This is a genomic window from Brevibacterium aurantiacum, from assembly GCF_003932995.1.
GTDB classification, from domain to species: domain Bacteria; phylum Actinomycetota; class Actinomycetes; order Actinomycetales; family Brevibacteriaceae; genus Brevibacterium; species Brevibacterium aurantiacum.
In genome coordinates, this window is sequence record NZ_CP025333.1 from 1,807,292 (window position 1) to 1,827,873 (window position 20,582).

Consider the following 20,582-nt stretch of genomic DNA (forward strand, 5'->3'; position numbering starts at 1 on the left):
CTCAGGCCAGCCGACTCAGCATGGCTTCCCACAGCTGGGTGAATTCCGGCAATGTCTTCGCCACGGTGTCGGCGTTTTCGATGACCAGCCCGTCAACGCGGAGTCCCAGAAGGGCACCGGCCATGACCATTCGGTGATCGTTGTACGTATGCCACAACCCGGAGTGTGGATTTGCGCCGGTGATCGTCAGAGACGTCGGCTGCTCAACGACGTGAATGCCGATGGCACTGAGCTCGCGGTGCAGCGCAGAGAGCCGATCAGTCTCATGTCCGCGGAGGTGGCCGATGCCAGTCAGCCTTGAGGTTCCCTCGGCCATGGCTGCCAGGGCGGCAACGACTGGTGTGAGTTCGCCGATGGCGGAGAGGTCGAGGTCGACGGCCTGCAGAACCTTCGGTCCTTGGACCCGGAGACCGTGTCTGTCCAGGGTCACGGTGCCGCCGAATGCTTCGACGATGCTTCGGAACCCATCGCCGGCCTGGGTTGTATGCGCCGGCCAGTCGAGGACGGTGACGTCTCCCTCAGTGGCCAGAGCGGCAGCGACGAAGGCCGCAGCATTGGATAGGTCGGGTTCGACCTGGACATCGAGCCCGCGCGGCAGTCCCGGTTCGACGATCCAGTGTTCAGGTTGCGGTTCTGTGACGTCGACCCCGGCATCGGCGAGGACTTCCAGCGTCATATCGACGTGGGCCCGGCTGGGCACGGTCTCGCCGCGGTTGACGAGTTCGATTCCCAGGGGCATGGCCGGAGCAGTCAGCAGCATCCCCGAGACGAACTGGCTCGAGGCGCTGGCATCGATCTCGAGGTGTCCACCGCGCAGGTGGGACTGAGCGTGGATCGTCATCGGCAGCAGATTGTCTTCTGCAGTGATGGAGACGCCGAGGTGGGTCAGAGCGTCGATGATCACAGACATCGGCCTGACTCTGGCCTGTGCGTCACCGTCGAGGATGACCTCTCGTCCGGTGGCGGCAGCGAGTGGGGGAACGAAGCGCATGACGGTTCCAGCCAGGCCGCAGTCGATGGTGATCGGGGGACCTTCGCGCTGTGCGGAGAAGTCGATGGGTGTGATGTGTAGGCTGCCGTCGACCTCGTCGATGTCGGCACCGAGAGCTTTCAGCGCCTCAACCATGAGCAGTGTGTCACGGCTGCGCAGCCATCCTCGTATGACCGAATTCGACTCAGCCAGTGCAGCAAGGACGAGATAGCGGTTGGTCAGAGACTTCGAGCCGGGAACGCTGACAGTGGCAGTGACGCCGCCACCGGCGACCGGCGCAAGCCAATCGCCGGTGGCGGGTGCGGTGAGATCGGGTGTGTCAGTCAACGCCAAGCGCACTCATCGCTTGCTTGGAGGTGTCTTCGACTGAGGACCAGAGATCTTCAGCAGCATGCTGTGTTCGCCACCAGAGTCCTGGCTTACCTGCCGTGTCGACGCTGGCCAGCAGTGCGCCGCCGAGCATCGAGGTGCGAATCAGCGTGCGCTCAGTGCGTGCCCGCTTGTCGTCCTTCGACGTGGTCTTGTCCGCTGCGATGCGCTCACCGACGGTGTCGAGGAGGTAGGTGCCGACGAGGATCGTGGCACTCACACGCGGGAACCGACCGATGGCCAACAGCGATCCCGCAGCGACCTGAGCCGCTCCGGTGGCGCGTGCCAGGGTAGGAGCATCGATGGGCACATCGATCCGTTTGCGCGCCATATTGAGCAGCGGGCCGATCGATGCGGCCGCAGCTTCTGGTCGACGCAGACGGTCGACGCCGTTGCTGATGTAGCCGGCGGCCAGCATGGGCCGTGCGAGGAATCTGATTGGAGACACTATGGTCCTTCCTACGTGTCGGGCATATCACTGGCAAGCATAACGGTTGTCCGGGAATAGTGGGGGCTCGCCCCGGTGTTGAATCAGAGAATACGCACCGGTGAGGGTCAGCCTGGCCGGTGTCGAGTCGATAGGCAGAAGGAGAAGTCTGTGAACGCCACTGCCGTCCTGGAGAGAACGGGCGTACCATTGACTACGATGACCGAATCAGTCAAAGAAGTCCCCGAGACCAAGGCCGAGCGTTCGGCCCGTTTCGAGCGTGACGCTCTGGAGTATCTCAATCAGCTCTACGCAGCTGCGCTGCGGATGACCCGCAACCCCGCCGATGCCGAAGACCTCGTTCAAGAGGCGTACGCGAAGGCCTATGCGGCGTTCCATCAGTACAAGCCGGGAACCAACCTCAAGGCATGGCTGTACCGGATTCTCACGAACACCTTCATCAACAACTACCGGAAGAAGCAGCGGCAGCCGCAGGAACACGGCGGTGAGGATATCGAGGACTGGCAGATTGCCCAAGCGGCGAGCCATTCCTCCTCGGGAGGTCGCTCAGCGGAACTCGAGGCCCTTGATCATCTTCCGGACTCTGATGTCAAGGATGCGTTGTCGGAGCTGCCTGAAGACTTCCGCATGGTTGTCTACTATGCCGATGTCGAAGGTCTGCCCTACAAGGAGATCGCTGAGATCATGGATACACCCATCGGCACCGTGATGTCGCGTCTGCACCGTGGTCGGCGTCAGCTGCGAGACATGCTGGCAGACTATGCAGCCGATCGTGGCTTCTCCAAACCTGTGGGAGGTGCAAAATGAGCGATGAATGCTGTGAGAACGTGCGCGCTGAATCTCTGATGCGCATCTATCACTATCTTGACGGTGAGCTGACGACGACAGAGATCCGAGAGATCTCTGTGCATCTCGAACAGTGCCCGTCGTGTCACGACGAATATGAGATCGAAGCTCTGCTCAAGGAACTGGTGCGCAGGTCCTGCAGTCGGGAGCAGGCGCCGATGGGTCTGCGGGAGAAGATTCGCCAGCGGATCGCCACCGAACAGACGGTGTGGCCGGGCGCCGGAGCCTGATCGCCTGATAGAGGCAGCAGAAGAGGGCGGGGAGAATGATCATTCTCCCCGCCCTCTTCTCATGTCCTGATTGATTCGAAAGAATCAGCCGTTCGGACGCTTACCATGGTTCGCGTTGGAACGACGACGGTCGTGACGCTTGCGGCTGCGCTTGCTCATAATTACAACTCCTTCGCTAGATGCTTCATTCTTTCATGACCACTGTGCCTGGGCAAAGTGTCACTACTCGACGGTGTTCAGGAATCGCCCATGGCGTCCTGGACTCCCAGCCATGGGAACCAACCACGGTGCAACACCAGCCACGCGAGGAGACCGTAGCCTTCCTGAGCCGGAAGATGGTCTCGCGAGGATGAGATCTCACGCTGCCACACGGGATGACCCAGCAGCGGGGTGAACGTATCGACATAGGCGATGCCCCGTCGTTTTGCGACATCTGAGAAGCTCGTGTTGAGTTCAGCGATCCCGCGGTTTCGGTCGGAGTTGTACTCCGGGGGAGGACCGATGACGAAGGCCGACACCTTCCGGGCCAACGCCTCGTCGAGCACGTTGGCGACATCGAGCCGGGCCCGGGCAACGGACCGACCGGAATCGAGATCGCCGGAACCTAAAGCCAGCACCAGGCGATTGTCGCCGTCGGAGGTGAACCTCAGAGACGCCTCGGCGATGGTGCGAGCATGCAGACCTGAGGAGTCCTCGTGCGGAACTGCCAGAGGAAAAACTCTGAGATCGGGCAGGCTGGGAAGCGTCCTGGCGGTGACACGTCCTACCCACCCGAGGCCACGGCCATCACCGTGACCGGCGACCAGAGGGCCGCCGACCACAGCAACGGTCGTCGGAGTCACGGAGCTCACCGGCGGAAGATCCTGTCGATGACTTCCTGCTGCTGGACTTCATGGACATGCTTGAGTCCGGTAGCAGTGGCAGCCGATGCTGGGCGTGAGATCACGGAGATCTCACGATCGCCCAGGAGCTGCGGCATGTTCAGTGCCATGAACGGCCAAGCGCCCTGGTTCTCAGGTTCTTCCTGGGCCCAGACCAACTGTGCACCGGCAGGGTACCGCTCGAGCAGGGCCTTGATGGAGTCCTCGTCGAGGGGGTAGAGCTGTTCGACGCGGACCAGGGCCGTCTTCTTGTCTTCGCGCTTGTCGCGCTGCGCCAACAGGTCCCAGTAGAGCTTGCCGGAGACCATCACGACGCGGTCGACCTGATCGGGATCGACGACGGAATCATCGATGACAGGCTGGAACGTTCCCGAGGTGAAGTCCTCGGGTGAGTTCGCAGCGGCCTTGAGCCGCAGCATCGACTTCGGGGTGAAGACGATGAGCGGACGCTTGTTCGTCGTCATTGCGTGGCGGCGCAGCAGGTGGAAGTAGGATGCGCCATTCGATGGCAGAGCCACCGTCATGTTCGACTCGGCACACAGCTGCAGGTAGCGCTCGATTCGAGCCGAGGAGTGGTCGGGTCCCTGTCCCTCGTATCCGTGAGGCAGGAGCATGACGACTCCGGAGTTCTGCTGCCACTTCTGCTCTGAGGACGAGATGAATTCGTCGATCACAGACTGAGCACCCTGAGCGAAGTCACCGAACTGGGCTTCCCAAGCGACCAGGGCGTCCTTGCGCTCGACCGAGTATCCGTACTCGAAGCCGACCGCTGCGTACTCGCTGAGCAGCGAGTCGTAGACCCAGAATCTTGCCTGCTCGTCGCTGAGGTTCTGCAGCGGTGTCCACTCGTTGCCGTTGACGGCATCGATGAGCACCGAATGGCGCTGCACGAAGGTGCCGCGGCGCGAGTCCTGACCGGCGAGGCGAACAGGAATCCCGTCCATGAGCAGCGACCCGAAGGCCAAGAGCTCCGCGAAGCCCCAGTCGATGCCGCCGGACAGCGACATCTCCTTGCGCTTCTCCAGGAGGGCGCGCAGCTTCTTGTGGATCGTGAAGTTCTCGGGAACGTCGGCGAAGGTCTGGCCGATGTGCTGCAGAGTCTCCGAGCTGATTGCCGTCTCGGCGTTGTTGTATGCCTCGATGTCGCTGGGCACGTGCGGTGCGTTGAAGGCATCGCCGTCGTAGGATCCGGTCTCGGCTTCCTTGGTCTCGGCGAATGCGGATTCCAGCTTCGACTGGTAGTCCTTGAGGGCTTCGCTCGCCTCGGCGTCGGTGATGCACTTTCTGCCCACGAGCGACTCGGTGTAGAGCTTGCGCACCGAGCCCTTCTTCTCGATGAGGGAGTACATCAGCGGCTGCGTCATCGATGGGTCGTCGCCCTCGTTGTGTCCGCGACGGCGGTAGCAGACGAGGTCGATGATGACGTCGCGGTTGAATTCCTGACGGTACTCGAACGCAAGTCGTGCGGCTCGCACGACGGCCTCAGGATCATCGCCGTTGACGTGGAAGATCGGGGCGTTGATCGACTTCGCGACGTCGGTGCAGTAGAACGACGAGCGAGCTGAGGCCGGAGGCGTGGTGAAGCCGACCTGGTTGTTGATGATGATGTGGATCGTTCCACCGGTGCGGTAGCCGCGCAGCTCCGAGAGGTTGAGCGTCTCGGTCACGACTCCCTGGCCGGCGAATGCCGCGTCACCGTGGACGAGGACGGGGAGGACGGTGAATCCGGCCTCGCCCTGGTCGATGAAGTCCTGCTTGGCGCGGACGATGCCCTCAAGGACCGGATCCACGGTCTCAAGATGGCTGGGGTTGGCGGCGACGTAGACATCGGTCGAGTTGCCGGCGGGGGAGGTGAAGGATCCCTCGGTGCCCAAGTGGTACTTGACGTCGCCGGAGCCCTGGACGCTGTCCGGAGACATGGTTCCGTCGAACTCCCGGAACATCTGCGCATAGGACTTGCCTGCGATGTTGGTGAGCACGTTGAGACGTCCACGGTGGGCCATGCCGATGGCGACCTGTTCCATGCCGGTGTCTGCCGATTGGTTGAGGACCTCGTCGAGGAGGACGATGGCTGATTCGCCGCCCTCGAGGCTGAAGCGCTTCTGCCCGATGTACTTCGTCTGCAGGAAGGTCTCAAACGCCTCGGCTGCATTCAGACGGCCCAGGATGTGGCCCTGTTCGGAGCGTGTGAGCTCCTGGTGGGGTACCTCGATCTTGGCCTGGAACCAGCGGCGCTGCAGCGGATCGGCGATGTGCATGTACTCGAAGCCGACTGTGCGGCAGTAGCTCTCACGCAGGAGGCCGAGGATGCTGCGGAAGGGCATCATCGGCTTGGCGCCGAAACCACCGGTGGGGAACTCGCGTTCGAGATCCCACAGGGTCAGACCGTGCTGGTTGATGTCGAGGTCAGGGTGTGAGCGCTGTCGGTAGACGAGCGGGTCGATGTTCGCCATGAGGTGGCCGCGTGTGCGGTAGGCATCGATGAGCTCGATGACGCGCGCGGTCTTATTGACGTCGTCCTGATCTTCGGCAGAGACGTCAGGGACCCAGCGCACGGGCTCGTAGGGCAGACGCAGCGATTCGAAGACATCGTCGTAGAAGCCGTCCTCACCGAGGAGGTAGCCGTGGATGAGCTTGAGGAATTCACCGGAGCCTGCGCCCTGGATCACGCGGTGATCATAGGTGGAGGTCAGCGTGAGCACCTTGGACACAGCCAGCTTGTTGATGGTGTTCTGGCTGGCACCCTGGAACTCTGCCGGGTAGTCAAGCGCTCCGACGCCGATGATGCAGCCCTGGCCCTTGGTCAGACGCGGCACTGAGTGCACGGTTCCGATTCCACCGGGGTTGGTCAGCGAGACAGTGGTGCCCGCGAAGTCATCAGCGGTGAGCTTTCCCTGCCGTGCCTTGTCGACGAGACCGTCGTAGGCGTCGACGAACTGGCGGAAGGTCAGGGTTTCGGCCTTCTTGACGTTCGGCACCAGGAGGGTGCGCGACCCGTCCTTCTTCGGGACGTCGATCGCGAGGCCGAAGTTGATATGCGCGGGGGAGACCATGACCGGCTTGCCGTCGCGGATGTCGTAGGACACGTTCTGCGAGGGGAAGTTCTGGAGCGCACGGATGACGGCGAAGCCGATGAGGTGGGTGAAGGAGACCTTTCCACCTCGGGTCCGCTTGAGATGGGAGTTGATGACGATGCGGTTGTCGATGAGGGCCTTCGCCGGCAGTGCGCGCACGGACGTGGCCGTGGGAACCTCGATCGAATCGTCCATGTTCTTGGCGATCAGCTTCGCCGGACCGCGCAGCGGAGTGACGGTCTCTTCGGGAGCCGGCTTGGGCTCGGTATCCTTCACGACGACCTTCGGCACGGACTTCGTCTCTGCCTTCAGGGTCTCGGTCTGAGCCGAGGAAGGGGAGACTCCGCGGAGACTGTCATCTGGCACGGTGTCTGCCTTCGAATTGGCAGACTTGTCTGCGGATTTCGCGGCGGCCTTGGGCGCTGCTTTGGAGTTTGACTTCGCAGCCGGTTTGGCGCTGGACTCTGCGGCGGGTTGGGCCTTGGCAGTCTTCGCTGCTGCTCCATCCCCGTTCTTTTCGTACTTGTCGAAGAACGGCCACCATGACTGGTCGACGGAGTTCTTATCGGACTTGTACTGCTCATACAATTCCTCGACCAACCACTCATTCGACCCGAAGTCGTCGACGGTGCGGTTCGGAGTATTGACGGACACGGCGTTGATCGCCTACTTCCTGATTCAAGAATTGCTGCTTAACGACATCTCCAGCCTAACGCGATGTGCCCACGTATGTCCGCATAGGGGACAATAGTGTTATGCGTTTCATCTCAAATGACCCGAATAATGATCTGACCTACTCGGATGTGTTCCTGGTTCCGAACTCGTCCTCACTGACCTCACGCTTCGACGTCGACCTGTCGACGACCGATCCGACAGGCTCGACAACGCCGATCGTGGCCGCAAATATGACCGCCGTCTCCGGACGTCGGATGGCAGAGACGATGGCCCGCCGAGGCGGTCTTGCCGTATTGCCGCAGGACATTCCTTTGAGCGCGGCTCAGGACACCATCAAATGGGTGAAGGGGCGGGATCGCGTCTTCGATTCGGCGCTGCGCTTCTCCCGCGACGACACTGTGCTGAGCGCCTTGCACGTTCTGGCCAAGCGCGCCCACGGCTTCGGCGTCGTCGTCGACGAGGCCGGCAAGCTCGAAGGGGTGATCGATTCAGCGAACCTCAAGGACGTCGACCGGTTCACCTCGGTGTCCGAACTCCTCGAGGCGACACCGCATGTGATCAGGTCCACAGAAGTCGACTGGTCAGACGACGCACAGCTGGAGTCGCTGTTCGAGACCATGAACGAGTCCAGGACACCGTTCGCCGCCGTCGTCGATGATGAAGACAGAGTGCTGGGGTCGCTGACTCCCAAGTCGCTGCTGCGGTCGTCGATCTACGCGCCCAACCTCGATGATCAGAACAGATTGAAGATCGCAGTCGCGGTCGGAGTCAATGGCAATGCCGTCGAACGCGCCTCGGCGCTGGTCGCCGCTGGTGCCGATGTTCTTGTCGTCGACACCGCGCACGGGCACCAGGTCAAGATGCTCGATACTCTGAGCTCGATTGCAGCCGCAGACCTGGGAGTGCCCATCGTCGCCGGCAATGTCGTCACTGCTGACGGTGTTCGCGACCTCGTGTCGGCGGGTGCCCAGATCATCAAGGTCGGAGTCGGACCTGGTGCCATGTGCACCACGCGCATGATGACAGCAGTCGGCCGGCCGCAGTTCTCTGCTGTTCGCGAATGCGCCGAGGCGGCCCGAGAGCTGGGTGCGCATGTGTGGGCTGATGGGGGAGTGCGCTATCCCCGCGATGTGGCCCTGGCCCTGGCTGCAGGAGCATCGCAGGTCATGGTCGGCTCGTGGTTCGCCGGGACCCATGAGTCCCCGGGAGACCTTCTCGTCGATGGAGAGGGCCGCCGATACAAAGAGAGCTTCGGCATGGCCTCGGCACGAGCAGTGGCGAACAGGACGCGCACCGAGTCTGCCTTCTCCCGGGCGCGCAAGGGCCTGTTCGAAGAGGGCATTTCTTCGTCGACGATGTACATTGACCCAGAATCTCCTGGAGTCGAGGACCTGCTCGACGGCATCACTTCGGGCGTGCGCAGCTCATTCACCTATGCAGGAGCCCGTAGTCTCGCGGAATTCGCGGACCTCGCCACGGTCGGCGTGCAGAGCGCGGCCGGATATGACGAGGGCCGACCCTTGTCACGGAGTTGGTAAGATCAAAACATGCACAGTGACAGTCCCAGCCGGCGGGAAGCCGGCGCCCCAGACGACGACCCTCACCCCCTGAGGCTCGATCGCAACACTCACCGTGATCTCCTGACCGTGAACGGCAGGGATCGTCACTGATGGAATGGTTCTACCTCGCGTTAGCGCTGATCCTCATCTGCGGCACCGGCGTCTTCGTCGCAGCCGAGTTCTCTCTCCTCACGCTCGACCGTCACACCGCCGACAAAGCGGTGGAGGACGGTGTCGTCGGAGCTAAGACTCTGCGACGTTCGATGACACACCTGTCCACTCAGCTGTCAGCGGCTCAGGTGGGCATCACAATCACCACCCTGCTGACCGGTTACCTGATGGAGCCGTCCCTGGGCAAGCTGCTGGCACCGGTCTTCGAATCGTTCGGAGTCAGCCCGGGACTGGCAGCTCCGATCGCGCTGACGATCGCACTGATCTTGTCCACTTTCCTGTCGATGATCTTCGGTGAACTTGTGCCCAAGAACCTGGCGATCGCGGTGCCCTTGGCGACTGGGCGCATCGCCGCACCGATGCAGTACGTGTTCTCCATCGCCTTCAAACCTGTCATCAGCGTGCTCAATGGAACAGCGAACAAGATTCTGCTGTCCTTCGGCATCGAACCACAGGAGGAGGGCTCGGTCGGGCGTTCGCCGGAGGAACTCACCTCTCTGGTGCGGCACTCCGCTGAAGAGGGAATGCTCGATGAGCAGACGGCCGATCTTCTCGAACGGACGCTGAGCTTCTCCGAACGCACCGCCGAAGACGTGATGACCCCGCGGACCCGAATGTCATCGGTGGTCAAGGACACTACCGCGCGTGCGATCATCGAACAGGCTCGAGAGACCGGGTTCTCGCGATTCCCGGTCGCCGGAGAAGACAAAGACCATATTGTCGGAGTCGTCCACGTCAAACAGGCATTCGCCGTTCCGCTGGCGAACCGAGACGATGCATACGCCGGTGGGCTGATGACCGAGGTCACCGAGATTCCCGAAACCCTGCTGCTGGACCCGCTTCTCATGGAGCTCAGGGCCCAAGGGCTGCAGATGGCCGTCGTCGTTGACGAATTCGGTGGCACCGCGGGCGTGGTGACGCTCGAGGACGTGGTCGAAGAACTCGTCGGCGAAGTCGCCGATGAGCACGACCGAATGCGTGTGGCAGCACGACCGGCCCGTGATGGAACGTGGATCGTACCGGGACAGCTTCGCCCCGACGAAGTCTCGTCGACGGTCGGACTCGAGATCCCCGAGGATTCCGACTATGAGACTCTGGCGGGCTTCGTTCTCAAAGAATTGGGCCGAATCCCAGAACCCGGTGATCAGGTCCGCACTGATGACGCACTCATTCGCGTCGAGCGGATGCACGGGCGCCGAATCGAAAGACTGCGGATACTCCTCCGTGCGACCGACGCGGTCGGCTATGAAAAGGGTGGTGACTTCTGATGAGCGCTGATTGGATGGGGCTCGTCTGGCTCGTCGTCCTGCTCTTGGGCAACTCCTTCTTCGTGGCTGCCGAATTCGCGGTGGTCGCAGCCAAACGCTCACAGCTCGAACCCAGAGCTCAGGAGGGTTCGTCCGCAGCCCGCACCGCGCTCTACGCGATGGAGCACGTTTCGGTGATGCTGGCGATCTGCCAGCTCGGAATCACCGTCTGTTCCCTGTTGCTGGGCAACGTCGCGGAGCCTGCGATCCATCACCTCCTGGCAGGACCGCTTGAAGGGCTGGGCATCACGGCGGGGCTGTCGTCGACGATCTCGTTCATTCTGGCTCTCGGCGTCGTCACCTACCTGCACGTGGTGATCGGGGAGATGGTGCCGAAGAACATGGCTCTGGCGACCTCGGCGCGTGCGGTGATGCTGTTGGCACCACCTCTGGTGTTCCTGTCTCGAGTGTTCGGCTTCGTCATCAAACCGCTGAACGGCCTGGCCAACTCGATTCTGCACCTGTTCAAGGTTGAGGCCCGAGATGAGGTCAACGAGGCGTTCACGATCGAGCAGGTTGAATCGATCGTCGCCGAGTCCAAGCGCGAAGGCCTGCTCACCGACGACACGGGGCTGCTCAAGGGGGCGCTGGAATTCAGCGACAAAACCGCCGCCGACATCATGGTCCCCATGTCCGAGCTGATCACCATTTCCTCAAGCGTGACTCCAGATGAGTTGGTCACCCTGGTCGGAAAGACCGGCTTCTCTCGGTACTTCGTCATCGACGAGGACGGCTACCCGCAGGAGTACCTCCACATCAAGGACGTCCTCTATGCCGACAGCAGGCTCGAATACGGCGCGCCGATTCCGGCAAAGCGATTCCGACCTCTGTTCACCGTCACGGCGAGTGACGAGGTGGAAGAGGCTCTGTCTCAGATGCAGAAGGCCGGCATCCACGTCGCCAGGGTCCTCGCTCCAGAGGGCGGCGTGCTGGGTCTGCTGTTCCTCGAAGACGTCTTGGAGGAACTCGTCGGTGAAGTTCAGGACGCCATGCAACGGGGTCGCTACGAATACTGAGCATGATGTCGGGCACAGCCGGAAGAAAAGACCGTGACACAGGTCATTGAATGGGCTGTTGCTTTGTAACAATATGTTACGTAGCTCGCCGTCCAGGCCCCGGAAATGCCTGCTCCATGACACCCCGGCGTGATGAAAAACCTATGAAATCGCAGGTCACACGCCGAGTATGAACGGAAAGTGACAATCTGTAACGATGTCGTTATAGTGTTGTGACATAAGGTTTTCGTTCGCCGGGGTACATGGCGGCCGAAATACGGACAACAGTACGGAGTAATATGTCGAGTGAGTCCTCGACCGCAGAAGCGCAACCGGTCCGCCGGCGCGATCTGCGCAAGCAGCACACCTCTTCACGCGTCCCATCCGTCTTTTCCAAGCAGGGTGCGACATCGGTGTCGCAGAACTCGGATCCGACCCCCTCAGCACCACTGTCGCCGCGTCGCGCCGCGATGGCAGCTGAGGCCAGAGCGACCGCCGGTTCGCCGCGTCGGGCCGCAATGGCCAGGGAAGCCGAATCACGTCCCGATCACGGTGGTTCCGCATTCGTCGCCGCCCGCATGGGCAGCCGCGGATCCGACGGATCACTTCTGCGCTCCGTGCGTCGCCGTCGCGTGACGACCTTCTCAGCTTTGGCCACTGTCTCTGTGACAGGCACTGCGATCGCAGCAGTGATGGTCGCCGGCAACATGAGCGGCAACCAGGAAGTCAAGGTCGACGAGACCGCTGCGGACTCACAGACCCGCGCCATCAACTCCGAATCCGTCTCCGCCGACATCAAGGCAGATGACGAGAAGACGAGCATGGCCATCGGCGCACCCAGCGCCAAGCAGACCAAAGTGGAGGCCGCATCGCGTGCCATCACGAAGACCGTGCTGCCCGGATGCGAAGGCGAAGCACCCAAGGGTGACGCTTCGAACGGTGAGGTCCCCGATGAGTGGCTGTGCGAGATCGGCGTCGGCAACCACAAGCTGCGTTCCGACGCTGCTGTGTCGTTCGCGAAGATGAATGCCGCGTTCAAGAAGGACACGGGCAAGGAACTGGCCGTCACCGACTCCTACCGCTCGCTGGAGTCCCAGATCTCCGTCGCCGAACGCAAACCAGGATTCGCCGCTCGTCCCGGTACCTCCAACCACGGCTGGGGAATCGCGCTGGATCTCGGTGCGGGAACTCAGAACGGCACCGGCGTGCAGTACGACTGGCTCGTCGCCAACGCCGATAAATATGGTTGGGAGAATCCCGATTGGGCCCAGCGCAACTCCTATGAACTCTGGCATTGGGAATACGTTCCGGGTCGTAAGGATCTCAAGGGCGCCTGATGCGAATAGCCGCGTGCAATCGAGTCTCGATTGCACGCGGTTTCGTTTTGGGAAGCACCACAAGTCGGTGATAGCATTGCATCCGTTGCCCGCGTAGCTCAGTGGATAGAGCGTCTGCCTCCGGAGCAGAAGGTCGTAGGTTCGAATCCTGTCGCGGGCACAAGAAAGGGCCCCTGGTCAGCGGAAACGCAGACCAGGGGCCTTCTGCATACCTGACTCCAGTGGCCATGTACGCACTGAAGTACGCAATACGCAACGCGCCACCGCCTGCATGTGGGTTGCCCAAGGGATGATGGACTCATGCGCATCGACGACTTCTTCCAGGAGTCGCCCGACACGGGAAACCCCTGGGACTCACAAGAGACCGAGCTCAACGCCGAGCTGCTGACCCAACTGGCACAGGGCACGGCCCCTGACTCCAACCCTCTCGAGACGGCCCTGTCGCTCACGCGGTTCGTGAGGGAGGAGTTCGAGGCGTTCGGCACCGAGCCGGCGGGCCTGCGCGTCTCCGAGGAAGAAGCGAGGGCGGCACTCAGGACGCTCCGCCTCGTCCTCCAGCGGCAAGGCATCGAGTTCAAGCCCCCGTGGCGCGACTTCTCCTCCTTCAAGGGCCACTGGCTCTCCGAGGGCGCATACGGCAGCTGGCAGGCTCGTCGGGACATCCTCGAGAAGTGGTTCCGTCCCGTGTAAGACGAGCTCGACGAGGCCGACGAGCAGCAGTTCATCAGCGAGCTGACCGAGGGGATCTCGCCCCACAAAGACCTTGGCTGGACCGACGTCGACGATCACATCGCGCAGCTCCGACAGCGCTTCCGATCGGCTTCCACGGCCGTGGACTACAAGGACGTGGGCAACCGCTGTGTCGGGGTCCTCGAGGCGCTCAGCGCCCACGTCTACGACCCGGCTGTCCACTGTCCGCCGGGCGCCACAGTGCCTCCGGTCGACAGGACGGACATCCGCATCGGTGCGTATATCGACCAGCGGCTGCCGGGGAAGTCGAATGAGGAGTTGCGGGGCCTCACCAAGAAGGCATCCGCCCTCTCTCACAAGATGAAGCACTCACCGAAGGCCGACCGGACCACCACCGGTATCACCGCTGATGCCGTGATCCTGCTGGCGAACATCTTGCGACGCCTTGAGGACGGCTAAGTAGCCTCTTGGATAGCGAAGTGTGCTGACCGTATACAGCTACCCGGAGGTCCCCAAGTCCCGGACAACCATCAGCGAGGCCGCGACCGTGCACCGTCCCCAGTTTGAGATAGCCGGCCAGATCGTTTACGACACGGCCAGTGGGCTGCTTGTGCATCTTGATGAGGCCGCGGGCGACGAATAGATCCTCTCGACCTAGCTGGGCGCGTTCGGACTCGTAGGCGCGTCAGAAGAAAAGCACATCAAGGACTGGCCTGAGCATTCTGGTCTCACGAGATTCCGTAAGAGTCGTCCTCGTGTCCGAGAGGGTCGCTGATCTCGGTTACGAACCAAGGCTAAGCAACGCGGCAATGAGTCCCGCGACGCCAAGCGCGAGTCCAACGTAGTAGGTAACAGTTCGAAGTTTCTCCCAGCTCCGTGTTGCGAGAGACAGCACCAATCCAAGTGACGTCAGAAATATCCCCCAACCGGCCCAGACATTGAGTTGTGCCAATGCAACTGCATTTGAGACGAACCCAGCGAGAGCGATGATCGCCACAAGGAGTATGTAGTCAAGCCACTTGGGAGTTTCGAAGCCCCGGGGCTTTCTCCCGGGGGAACTGTCCAGGTACTTCTTGCCTTCGCCGGAGACGATCCAGTCGGCCCACTCTCGGTCAGAGAGCGCCCACTGATCGTCTTCGAAGACAAAAGCCTTCCGAGAGACAAGCTCGCTTGTGATCGCGACAACGTGATTGCGAAGAACATCAAACTGAGTGTAATTCTTGGCTATCTCGTTGATCTGCTCCCAGACAGCGTTGAGCTGCTGTACATTCAGCTTGGTCATCTACATGTTCCCATCTGTCAATACGCCACTGAAGACTCGCGGTAGGCATCGTCCGCATCGCGCGCGTCCAGAACGGCGGCCCTCACTTCTTTGAGCTTAAAGTCCAGAACCCGTAATTTGCCATCGATGCGCGAAATCGACTCGATACGATGGAAATCATCGCTGTATATTTCTGCAAACCGTGCCATGCCCCGCAACTTTGCCAGTGCGTCCGGCAGCCATGCGCCGTGAGGATCGACGATGTTCGCCTGCACGCCCTCGCTGCTGTCGATGAAGAAAAGGAAGTCGGGTCTGAGCGTCCGCCAGTCGCCGTGCCGGTCTTGGTACGCGAGGCTCATTGAGTCCCGCCCACCTGTGGGGTTGCGATACCAGGCGAGGAAGTCTCCACGTGCAATCTCGGTGTCGAGCACCTCGATCTCATCCGGGTTGAGCTTCCCGACGGGGAACATCCCTTCTTCGTCCGAGAGCAGGTGACGCGGCCGGCGGTCGAGGAGCTGTGCCGTCTCACCGACGAAGCGCTTGGTCTCCTCCTGCCGGTTCTTCGGCAGTGCCATCGACACCAGCTGCGGATCAGTGCTCATCGCGGTGATCTCGGCATAAAGACTCTGACGCGACTCGGACAGGCCCTTGATCGAAACACGATGTTTGCCCAGCCACTCGGCTGACAGCGCGTCTGCTGCCTCGTCCAGTTTTGGGCGCGTCTGCGGAAGCATCGCCAGTGCAGCCACGCGCACGTGGGCGTCTCGCAGTACGTCCTCGTCGTCGGCATCTTCGGCGAGGTGGTCGATGTAGGTACGTGCTACGTCCGGGGTGATGTTCCGGGCTCCGTGCCGGTATGCCTCCTGGATCGCCCGATCATCTGCGATTTCAGTCCATGTGTCATCAGTGCGCAGACCGTGATGACCGCGAACGGTCCCCCCGGCCACCGTGAGCACCTCCTCCTGAGCCTTGGCAAGCTCCTTCGGGTACTGAGCGGCAAGACCGTTCAGTACGCCGTGCAGACGCTCATGAGCGAGTTGGCCGGCGTCCGGTACCAGGCCGTCGGCGGCCAGAGCGTGTGCCAGTGCGGTCAGACGCTTGATCGGGTTCGCGTGCTTCCTCGGCAACGTCTCCGTGGGGAGCTCCGAGAACAGCTCCCACACCTCGTCAGGCACCGCGGGGTTCGGCGTCATGAGTAGGGGGTCGATCAGGACACGCTTGCCAGTGTCACCATCAGGGTCGAGCACGTCGCTGCCCATGATCTTCTCAAGCACGAGGCTGGCAGTAGCTCGGTTGAACCTTGGCAGGATGCACTCGACGCTGTTCAAGAGGTCATCACCCTCCACACGCCGAGCCAACGGGGTGCGGATCATCCGACCTAGCAGCTGCGTGATGTGGGTTTCGTCCTTCGCTGGACGGAACGAGACCATCACCTCAGCACGAGGGCAGTCCCAGCCAGTGCTGATCGCATCCTTTGCCAAGAGCACCCTGATGTAGCTTGCATCCTGGACTCGCTCAGGCGAGATGTAGGGGACGTTGTACGGACCGAATGTCTGCGCCTTGTGCTCACCGAACACGTGGGCGATCGCGTCGTGTCCAAGCTCGGGCCACTCGTCGTAGATCGCGTCGATCGCCGCGGCCATCTCCGTGGGCGACGGCTTATTCGGCACCTGAAGCACGAGCAAAGGGTTCACCGGCTCAGGCTCGCTCTGCGCGGCAGCGTACTCGGACCACGCAGCCGACATCGCCTTCACCTTGCGCACTCCACGACGCAGCAGCACCGTGTTCACATCGATGCCGGACTCGGCGGGAAAGTCCAGGACGATGTCGTCCTTGAGTAGACCCGACTCCTGAATGCGCACAGTGTCGACTTCGATCGTGCTCAGGTGGACTCGGTTCTCCTTCACCTGAGCAGCAGCCATCGCCTCCTCAAACCGCTGAACGGTCGCGGAGATGCCCCATACGATCGGGATCGGCGGGACACCGCTGTGGCCGTTGATGAGCCGCTTCACGATGGTCGGCGTATCCGACGACGACCGACGTCCCATGCCACGGTGTGCCTCGTCGAGGACCATGTACAGCGTGAGATTGGGGTCTTCGATCGTGTTCCGCAGCGTGTCCCAGAAGGTGAACGGGACCGTGTCCGGATGGGAGTCCATCCCCGGCAGCACGTCTGCACTGTCGTGTCCACGCACCAGCAAGCTGTTCCTGGAGAGCTTCGAGGTGTTGATGAAGTAGACGTTGCCCGGCTGGAGCTTCGAGTGGCGGAAGGGGTGTTCCACTGTGACTAGACGATTTCTCAACCGGTCCGACGCCTGCTGAAGGCGGTGCTTCGTCTGCTGATTCAGGGATGGATCGTCGCTGAACCACAGCACGACTGCGTTCGGGTCCGGGACGACGTCGAAGTCGTCGCTGCCCCAGAACAGCGCCTCGATGACGGCCGCGGCCATGATCGTCTTGCCAGAGCCCGTCACGGAGGCCAGCGCGACCGAGCTGACGCGCTTGCTCGCGCTGCGGTAGAAGTCTCGTGCCGATGCGAGTTCGCGGAGCGTGTCACCGACGGCATCGGCCTGGTAGTCCTTGAGCGTGAAGCGCATCAGAAATCACCGGTCATTTCGCAGTTACGGAGGTAGTCCTCGTAGAGTCGTACCATTTCGATGCCAGGGATCTCATTCGCGATTTGTTGATAGCGGCCTTCATCGTCAGTCACGATGTAGGCGATCCGAATATTTTCTGCTGCTTGAAGAGCCGCAATGAAATCGGAGGACTGGTCCAGATCATTGATGATGCCGTAGCTGTCAGCGACTTCCCACCCGTTGGAGATCGCGTCGATCCGACGCCCAACTGCTCCAGCTCTGAGCCAAAGCATCGGGGCGATGGCAGCGAAAGCCCGGTCTGTACTCACCCTCCACGGCGACTCGTAGGTCAGCGTGAAGAACGCCGCGTTCTCCTCGAAGCCATCTGACATCGGGAACTCGTCTACGAACCTGTAGTCACCCTTGATTGACCCCCCGCTCGGGGTCTTTCCTGTGATCGCACCACGGAGGCGCGGCTTCGTGACATAGTCGCAGATGCCCAGCCGCTCCCACTCGGGATCGCCCGGGCGCAGGCCCTCACTTCGAAGTCTGACCTGCTCCTCGGCAGAGACCTCGTTGTTCGTTACCAAAATGCACTGGCGGCGTCCTCCGTCCTGCTTGTTCAAGCGCATAACGGCGTGTGCCGTAGTCCCGGAGCCGGCGAAAAAGTCGAGCACTACGGCATTCGGCTTCTTAGCGACGCAAAAACGGAGAACGTCTTCTACGGCATACAGCGACTTCGGGTACGGAAACGATCGATCGGGCAGGATCGATCGCAAAGCAGAGGTTCCATGACCGGACGTCGAGTGTGACGTCTGGTTCCAGATGGTCATCGGCTGTTTGAGTGCAGATTCTGCGCGTAGGAGGACTGCGCCGTCCTCATCCCTGCCGGTGACGACCAGATCGCCGCTATCGATTGCCTCGACCTGACCAGACATCAAATAGTACGGAGTTCTCCCTCCACCATTCTTTTTTCCAAACTTTACGTACCCGCGTTGAACGTACTCTTCGAACTTTGGTCGACTAAGCGACCAGCGCCCATCCGAGCCATCCTTCGAAATGGGCCAAAGTACGGATTGGCCTCTCGGTGTTGGCACCGAAGATATGTCGATTCCTTCACCTAGCGGTTCGCCTGACCCGGTGAACTTCAGTGTCTTGCTATCGAAGTACAGGGGATAAAAGAGGTTGAATCGTCCACTCGTCTGCCCGGTCGAGGCTAGGACATGTCTCCTTTATTGGCGGAGCCATGTCAGGATCGCGCTGATCACGACGGCCGCTCGATAGGTGATGGCGAGCTTGTCGTATCTCGTCGCTAACCCCCGCCATTGCTTGACGTAGGCAAACGAACGCTCCACCACGTTGCGGTTCCGGTAGACACCGGCGTCGAACGCCGGCGGCCGCCCACCTTTGCTACCGCGCTTCTTACGAGTCGCGATCTGGTCTTTCTTCTCCGGGATCACCGCCCGAATACCACGCGAACGCAGATAGTCGCGGTTGGCTCTGGACCCATACGCTCGATCCGCCAGAACAGCGTCCGGACACGTGCGAGGACGACCACCGCCGACCCGCGGTACTCGAATGTCAGCCAGCACCTGCGGCAGGATCACCCCGTCGTGGCGCTGTCCGCCGGTGACCACGACAGCCAAAGGCCGGCCTTTGCCGTCGACGGCATGATGGATCTTCGTCGTCAGCCCACCACGTGAGCGACCGATGCCGTGCCCGGCGGGTTCACATTCCGAATCAGGCAGATTTTTGTAATTCGACGTAGCCCCCTGTGTCCTGATCGAGGCGTGTCGTGTTCGTCGCGTGCTGGTGAGCACGATTGATGGTGCCATCGACGGAGATGTTCCAATCGATGTCACCGGCAGCATCAGCATCGGAAAGCACCCGAGCTAAGACTCGGTCCCAGGTGCCGTCGGCGGCGTAGCGGCGGTGACGTTTCCATACTGTCTGCCACGGCCCGAAATGCTCGCGCGGCAGGTCACGCCAGGCGATGCCAGCGCGGTAGCGGTAGACGATTCCTTCGACGATTCGCCGGTTGTTCTCAAACGGTCGGGCTCTTTTGCCGACGTTTGAGGGCAGGAGTGGTTCGATCTTCTCCCACTGCTCATCAGTGAAGACTCGGTGTCGTTGCTGTGTAGTCACGTCTCCACCGTGCCAGTCCTGGAATGGTCAATAAAGGAGACACGCCCTAGTCGGAGCAGACTCTTCCATCGCACGTTATCGGATCGTCGTCCCGTGTCCTCATGCAACATGTCGGAGGGCCCAGCGGCGATAGCTGCCTCTCCGAACCGGACAAAATACATGTATTCGTCGCAGCGTGAGAACTCGCCGCGTCGAGCATTCCCCTTTCGATTAATGACGGTGGAAACCATCTGAATGTCGGCATCGGGGAATGTCTGCTCCAGCAGTAGTCCTAACCGCAGGTACTCTTTTTCGTCGATCGTCACGACGAGTATCGAGTCATGGGGCTTCAGTAGGCGCTTAGCAAGTTTGAGTCTCCGCTCCATGAACGCGAGCCATTTCGAGTGACGGTAGAGGTCATCACCCTCGACGTAGTCGTTGTTGTACTTCCAGTCTCGTGCGCCCGAGTTGTACGGAGGATCAATGTAGATTGCGTCGACCGACTGCTCGTGTGTGAACGTCAACTGCTCCAACACGTGGAAATTCTCACCGTTGATTACCGTGTGGGACGGCTTGTCGCCACCATTTTCGACCGCACCGTCCGGCCTCAGGCCTGGATAGATGCGATCCCTAAATTCTGCGACAAGGACGAGGTCGTCGAGATCAACCGTTAAAGTCTCGGTCTCCTCGATGCTGGGGGTTGTGATGTCCACCGAATCCTCTTTGATTGCAGTCACAACCCAGACGCGCTGGTCCCCGCGAGCCGTGGATCCTCGCGAAGGAAGAACTCGGACCTTGCTTCCCTTGCGGATCTTGTGACCTGCTAACTCCACTGCTTCGGGAGCATGTCGCTCGAAGTTGAGCCCGAAGGGCAGACGCTCCTGGAACGGTCGGATCTCGGCTTCTAGGTCCTCACCAAGCTGCGGGTCAAGCTGCTTGGCAGCGCGCAAAAGGTCCGTCAACCGAGACATCTAGATCCTTACTTCGCATGGCTCGGGTCCGTCTCTGCACGTCACAGTGCGTCTCGGACCCTCCTTGTCATCCTATC

General features: G+C 61.2%; 18 protein-coding genes and 1 tRNA gene. 9 read left to right on the top strand and 10 right to left on the bottom strand.

Annotated features, from left to right (window positions below; all coding sequences use genetic code 11):
- Position 1: 1 nt before the first annotated feature.
- Both aroA and CXR25_RS08365 read right to left on the bottom strand, forming a co-directional pair.
- On the bottom strand, positions 2-1,318 hold the full coding sequence (aroA, locus tag CXR25_RS08360; RefSeq protein WP_009885384.1) for a 3-phosphoshikimate 1-carboxyvinyltransferase: 1,317 nt from the start codon (positions 1,316-1,318) through the stop codon (positions 2-4).
- Positions 1,311-1,808 (bottom strand): DoxX family protein, encoded by a 498-nt coding sequence (locus tag CXR25_RS08365; RefSeq protein ID WP_009885383.1) that lies wholly within the window; start codon positions 1,806-1,808, stop codon positions 1,311-1,313. The genes aroA and CXR25_RS08365 overlap by 8 nt, the downstream gene beginning before the upstream one ends.
- A gap of 168 nt (positions 1,809-1,976) precedes the next feature.
- On the opposite strand from CXR25_RS08365, the gene CXR25_RS08370 reads away from it, so the two are divergent.
- Together CXR25_RS08370 and rsrA are read left to right on the top strand one after the other, a co-directional pair.
- Entirely contained in the window at positions 1,977-2,615 is a 639-nt protein-coding gene (locus CXR25_RS08370) for a sigma-70 family RNA polymerase sigma factor (RefSeq protein ID WP_371860661.1), read from the top strand.
- Positions 2,612-2,884, top strand: coding sequence for a mycothiol system anti-sigma-R factor (gene rsrA, locus CXR25_RS08375; RefSeq protein WP_009885381.1), 273 nt, complete (start codon positions 2,612-2,614; stop codon positions 2,882-2,884). Before CXR25_RS08370 ends, rsrA begins: the two co-directional genes overlap by 4 nt.
- 84 nt (positions 2,885-2,968) lie before the next feature.
- Here the strand turns inward: rsrA and CXR25_RS19360 are convergent, their stop codons facing one another.
- The 3 genes from CXR25_RS19360 to CXR25_RS08385 all read right to left on the bottom strand — a co-directional run bounded on the left by CXR25_RS19360 (position 2,969) and on the right by CXR25_RS08385 (position 7,493).
- The gene (locus CXR25_RS19360) at positions 2,969-3,043 is read right to left on the bottom strand and encodes a 50S ribosomal protein bL37 (protein ID WP_373270343.1); all 75 of its coding nucleotides are present in this window, start codon (positions 3,041-3,043) and stop codon (positions 2,969-2,971) included.
- Positions 3,044-3,120: 77 nt separating this feature from the next.
- The gene (locus CXR25_RS08380; protein WP_009885380.1) at positions 3,121-3,735 is read right to left on the bottom strand and encodes a GDSL-type esterase/lipase family protein; all 615 of its coding nucleotides are present in this window, start codon (positions 3,733-3,735) and stop codon (positions 3,121-3,123) included.
- Positions 3,732-7,493, bottom strand: coding sequence for a multifunctional oxoglutarate decarboxylase/oxoglutarate dehydrogenase thiamine pyrophosphate-binding subunit/dihydrolipoyllysine-residue succinyltransferase subunit (locus tag CXR25_RS08385; RefSeq protein ID WP_096147164.1), 3,762 nt, complete (start codon positions 7,491-7,493; stop codon positions 3,732-3,734). The genes CXR25_RS08380 and CXR25_RS08385 overlap by 4 nt, the downstream gene beginning before the upstream one ends.
- 101 nt (positions 7,494-7,594) lie before the next feature.
- On the opposite strand from CXR25_RS08385, the gene guaB1 reads away from it, so the two are divergent.
- The 7 genes from guaB1 to CXR25_RS08420 all read left to right on the top strand — a co-directional run bounded on the left by guaB1 (position 7,595) and on the right by CXR25_RS08420 (position 14,032).
- Positions 7,595-9,052, top strand: a complete 1,458-nt coding sequence (guaB1, locus tag CXR25_RS08390; protein ID WP_009885378.1) for a GMP reductase — start codon at positions 7,595-7,597, stop codon at positions 9,050-9,052.
- Positions 9,053-9,183: 131 nt separating this feature from the next.
- Positions 9,184-10,512 carry a hemolysin family protein gene (locus CXR25_RS08395; RefSeq protein ID WP_096147165.1) on the top strand — a complete coding sequence of 443 codons (1,329 nt, stop codon included), beginning with the start codon at positions 9,184-9,186 and terminating at the stop codon, positions 10,510-10,512.
- A complete protein-coding gene (locus tag CXR25_RS08400) occupies positions 10,512-11,567 on the top strand; it encodes a hemolysin family protein (protein ID WP_096147166.1) in 1,056 nt (351 codons plus the stop codon). The genes CXR25_RS08395 and CXR25_RS08400 overlap by 1 nt, the downstream gene beginning before the upstream one ends.
- 278 nt (positions 11,568-11,845) lie before the next feature.
- The gene (locus tag CXR25_RS08405) at positions 11,846-12,883 is read left to right on the top strand and encodes a M15 family metallopeptidase (RefSeq protein ID WP_101638807.1); all 1,038 of its coding nucleotides are present in this window, start codon (positions 11,846-11,848) and stop codon (positions 12,881-12,883) included.
- A gap of 87 nt (positions 12,884-12,970) precedes the next feature.
- Positions 12,971-13,043: transfer RNA gene (locus tag CXR25_RS08410), tRNA-Arg, on the top strand.
- Positions 13,044-13,183: 140 nt separating this feature from the next.
- Complete coding sequence (locus CXR25_RS08415; RefSeq protein ID WP_096147168.1) at positions 13,184-13,573, top strand: hypothetical protein; 390 nt, start codon at positions 13,184-13,186, stop codon at positions 13,571-13,573.
- A gap of 141 nt (positions 13,574-13,714) precedes the next feature.
- On the top strand, positions 13,715-14,032 hold the full coding sequence (locus CXR25_RS08420; protein ID WP_101598850.1) for a hypothetical protein: 318 nt from the start codon (positions 13,715-13,717) through the stop codon (positions 14,030-14,032).
- 322 nt (positions 14,033-14,354) lie between these two features.
- On the opposite strand, the gene CXR25_RS08425 is transcribed toward CXR25_RS08420, so the two are convergent.
- From CXR25_RS08425 to CXR25_RS08445, 5 genes are all read right to left on the bottom strand, one after another.
- Positions 14,355-14,855, bottom strand: a complete 501-nt coding sequence (locus CXR25_RS08425; RefSeq protein WP_069600025.1) for a hypothetical protein — start codon at positions 14,853-14,855, stop codon at positions 14,355-14,357.
- Between the two features lie 17 nt (positions 14,856-14,872).
- Positions 14,873-17,431 (bottom strand): DEAD/DEAH box helicase, encoded by a 2,559-nt coding sequence (locus CXR25_RS08430; protein ID WP_096147180.1) that lies wholly within the window; start codon positions 17,429-17,431, stop codon positions 14,873-14,875.
- Positions 17,431-18,348 carry a DNA methyltransferase gene (locus CXR25_RS08435; RefSeq protein WP_241212404.1) on the bottom strand — a complete coding sequence of 306 codons (918 nt, stop codon included), beginning with the start codon at positions 18,346-18,348 and terminating at the stop codon, positions 17,431-17,433. The genes CXR25_RS08430 and CXR25_RS08435 overlap by 1 nt, the downstream gene beginning before the upstream one ends.
- Positions 18,349-18,642: 294 nt before the next feature.
- Positions 18,643-19,555, bottom strand: a protein-coding gene (locus CXR25_RS08440; protein ID WP_236850497.1) for an IS5 family transposase whose coding sequence is annotated in 2 segments (ribosomal slippage) — positions 18,643-19,182 and positions 19,184-19,555 — 912 coding nt in all. Because the reading frame shifts where the segments join, the coding sequence is not laid out codon by codon here.
- Positions 19,552-20,505: a DNA methyltransferase gene (locus tag CXR25_RS08445; RefSeq protein WP_125240519.1), complete on the bottom strand. Its 954-nt coding sequence runs from the start codon at positions 20,503-20,505 to the stop codon at positions 19,552-19,554. Before CXR25_RS08445 ends, CXR25_RS08440 begins: the two co-directional genes overlap by 4 nt.
- Positions 20,506-20,582 lie beyond the last annotated feature (77 nt).

What these genes read in the sequence shown, in the direction of transcription:
- CXR25_RS08445 (WP_125240519.1), bottom strand. Translation starts at nt 20,505, where the DNA reads ATGTCTCGGTTGACGGACCTTTTGCGCGCTGCCAAGCAGCTTGACCCG.
- CXR25_RS08435 (WP_241212404.1), bottom strand. Translation starts at nt 18,348, where the DNA reads ATGTCTGGTCAGGTCGAGGCAATCGATAGCGGCGATCTGGTCGTCACC.
- CXR25_RS08395 (WP_096147165.1), top strand. Translation starts at nt 9,184, where the DNA reads ATGGAATGGTTCTACCTCGCGTTAGCGCTGATCCTCATCTGCGGCACC.
- CXR25_RS08415 (WP_096147168.1), top strand. Translation starts at nt 13,184, where the DNA reads ATGCGCATCGACGACTTCTTCCAGGAGTCGCCCGACACGGGAAACCCC.
- CXR25_RS08425 (WP_069600025.1), bottom strand. Translation starts at nt 14,855, where the DNA reads ATGACCAAGCTGAATGTACAGCAGCTCAACGCTGTCTGGGAGCAGATC.
- CXR25_RS08405 (WP_101638807.1), top strand. Translation starts at nt 11,846, where the DNA reads ATGTCGAGTGAGTCCTCGACCGCAGAAGCGCAACCGGTCCGCCGGCGC.
- guaB1 (WP_009885378.1), top strand. Translation starts at nt 7,595, where the DNA reads ATGCGTTTCATCTCAAATGACCCGAATAATGATCTGACCTACTCGGAT.
- rsrA (WP_009885381.1), top strand. Translation starts at nt 2,612, where the DNA reads ATGAGCGATGAATGCTGTGAGAACGTGCGCGCTGAATCTCTGATGCGC.
- CXR25_RS08430 (WP_096147180.1), bottom strand. Translation starts at nt 17,431, where the DNA reads ATGCGCTTCACGCTCAAGGACTACCAGGCCGATGCCGTCGGTGACACG.
- CXR25_RS08400 (WP_096147166.1), top strand. Translation starts at nt 10,512, where the DNA reads ATGAGCGCTGATTGGATGGGGCTCGTCTGGCTCGTCGTCCTGCTCTTG.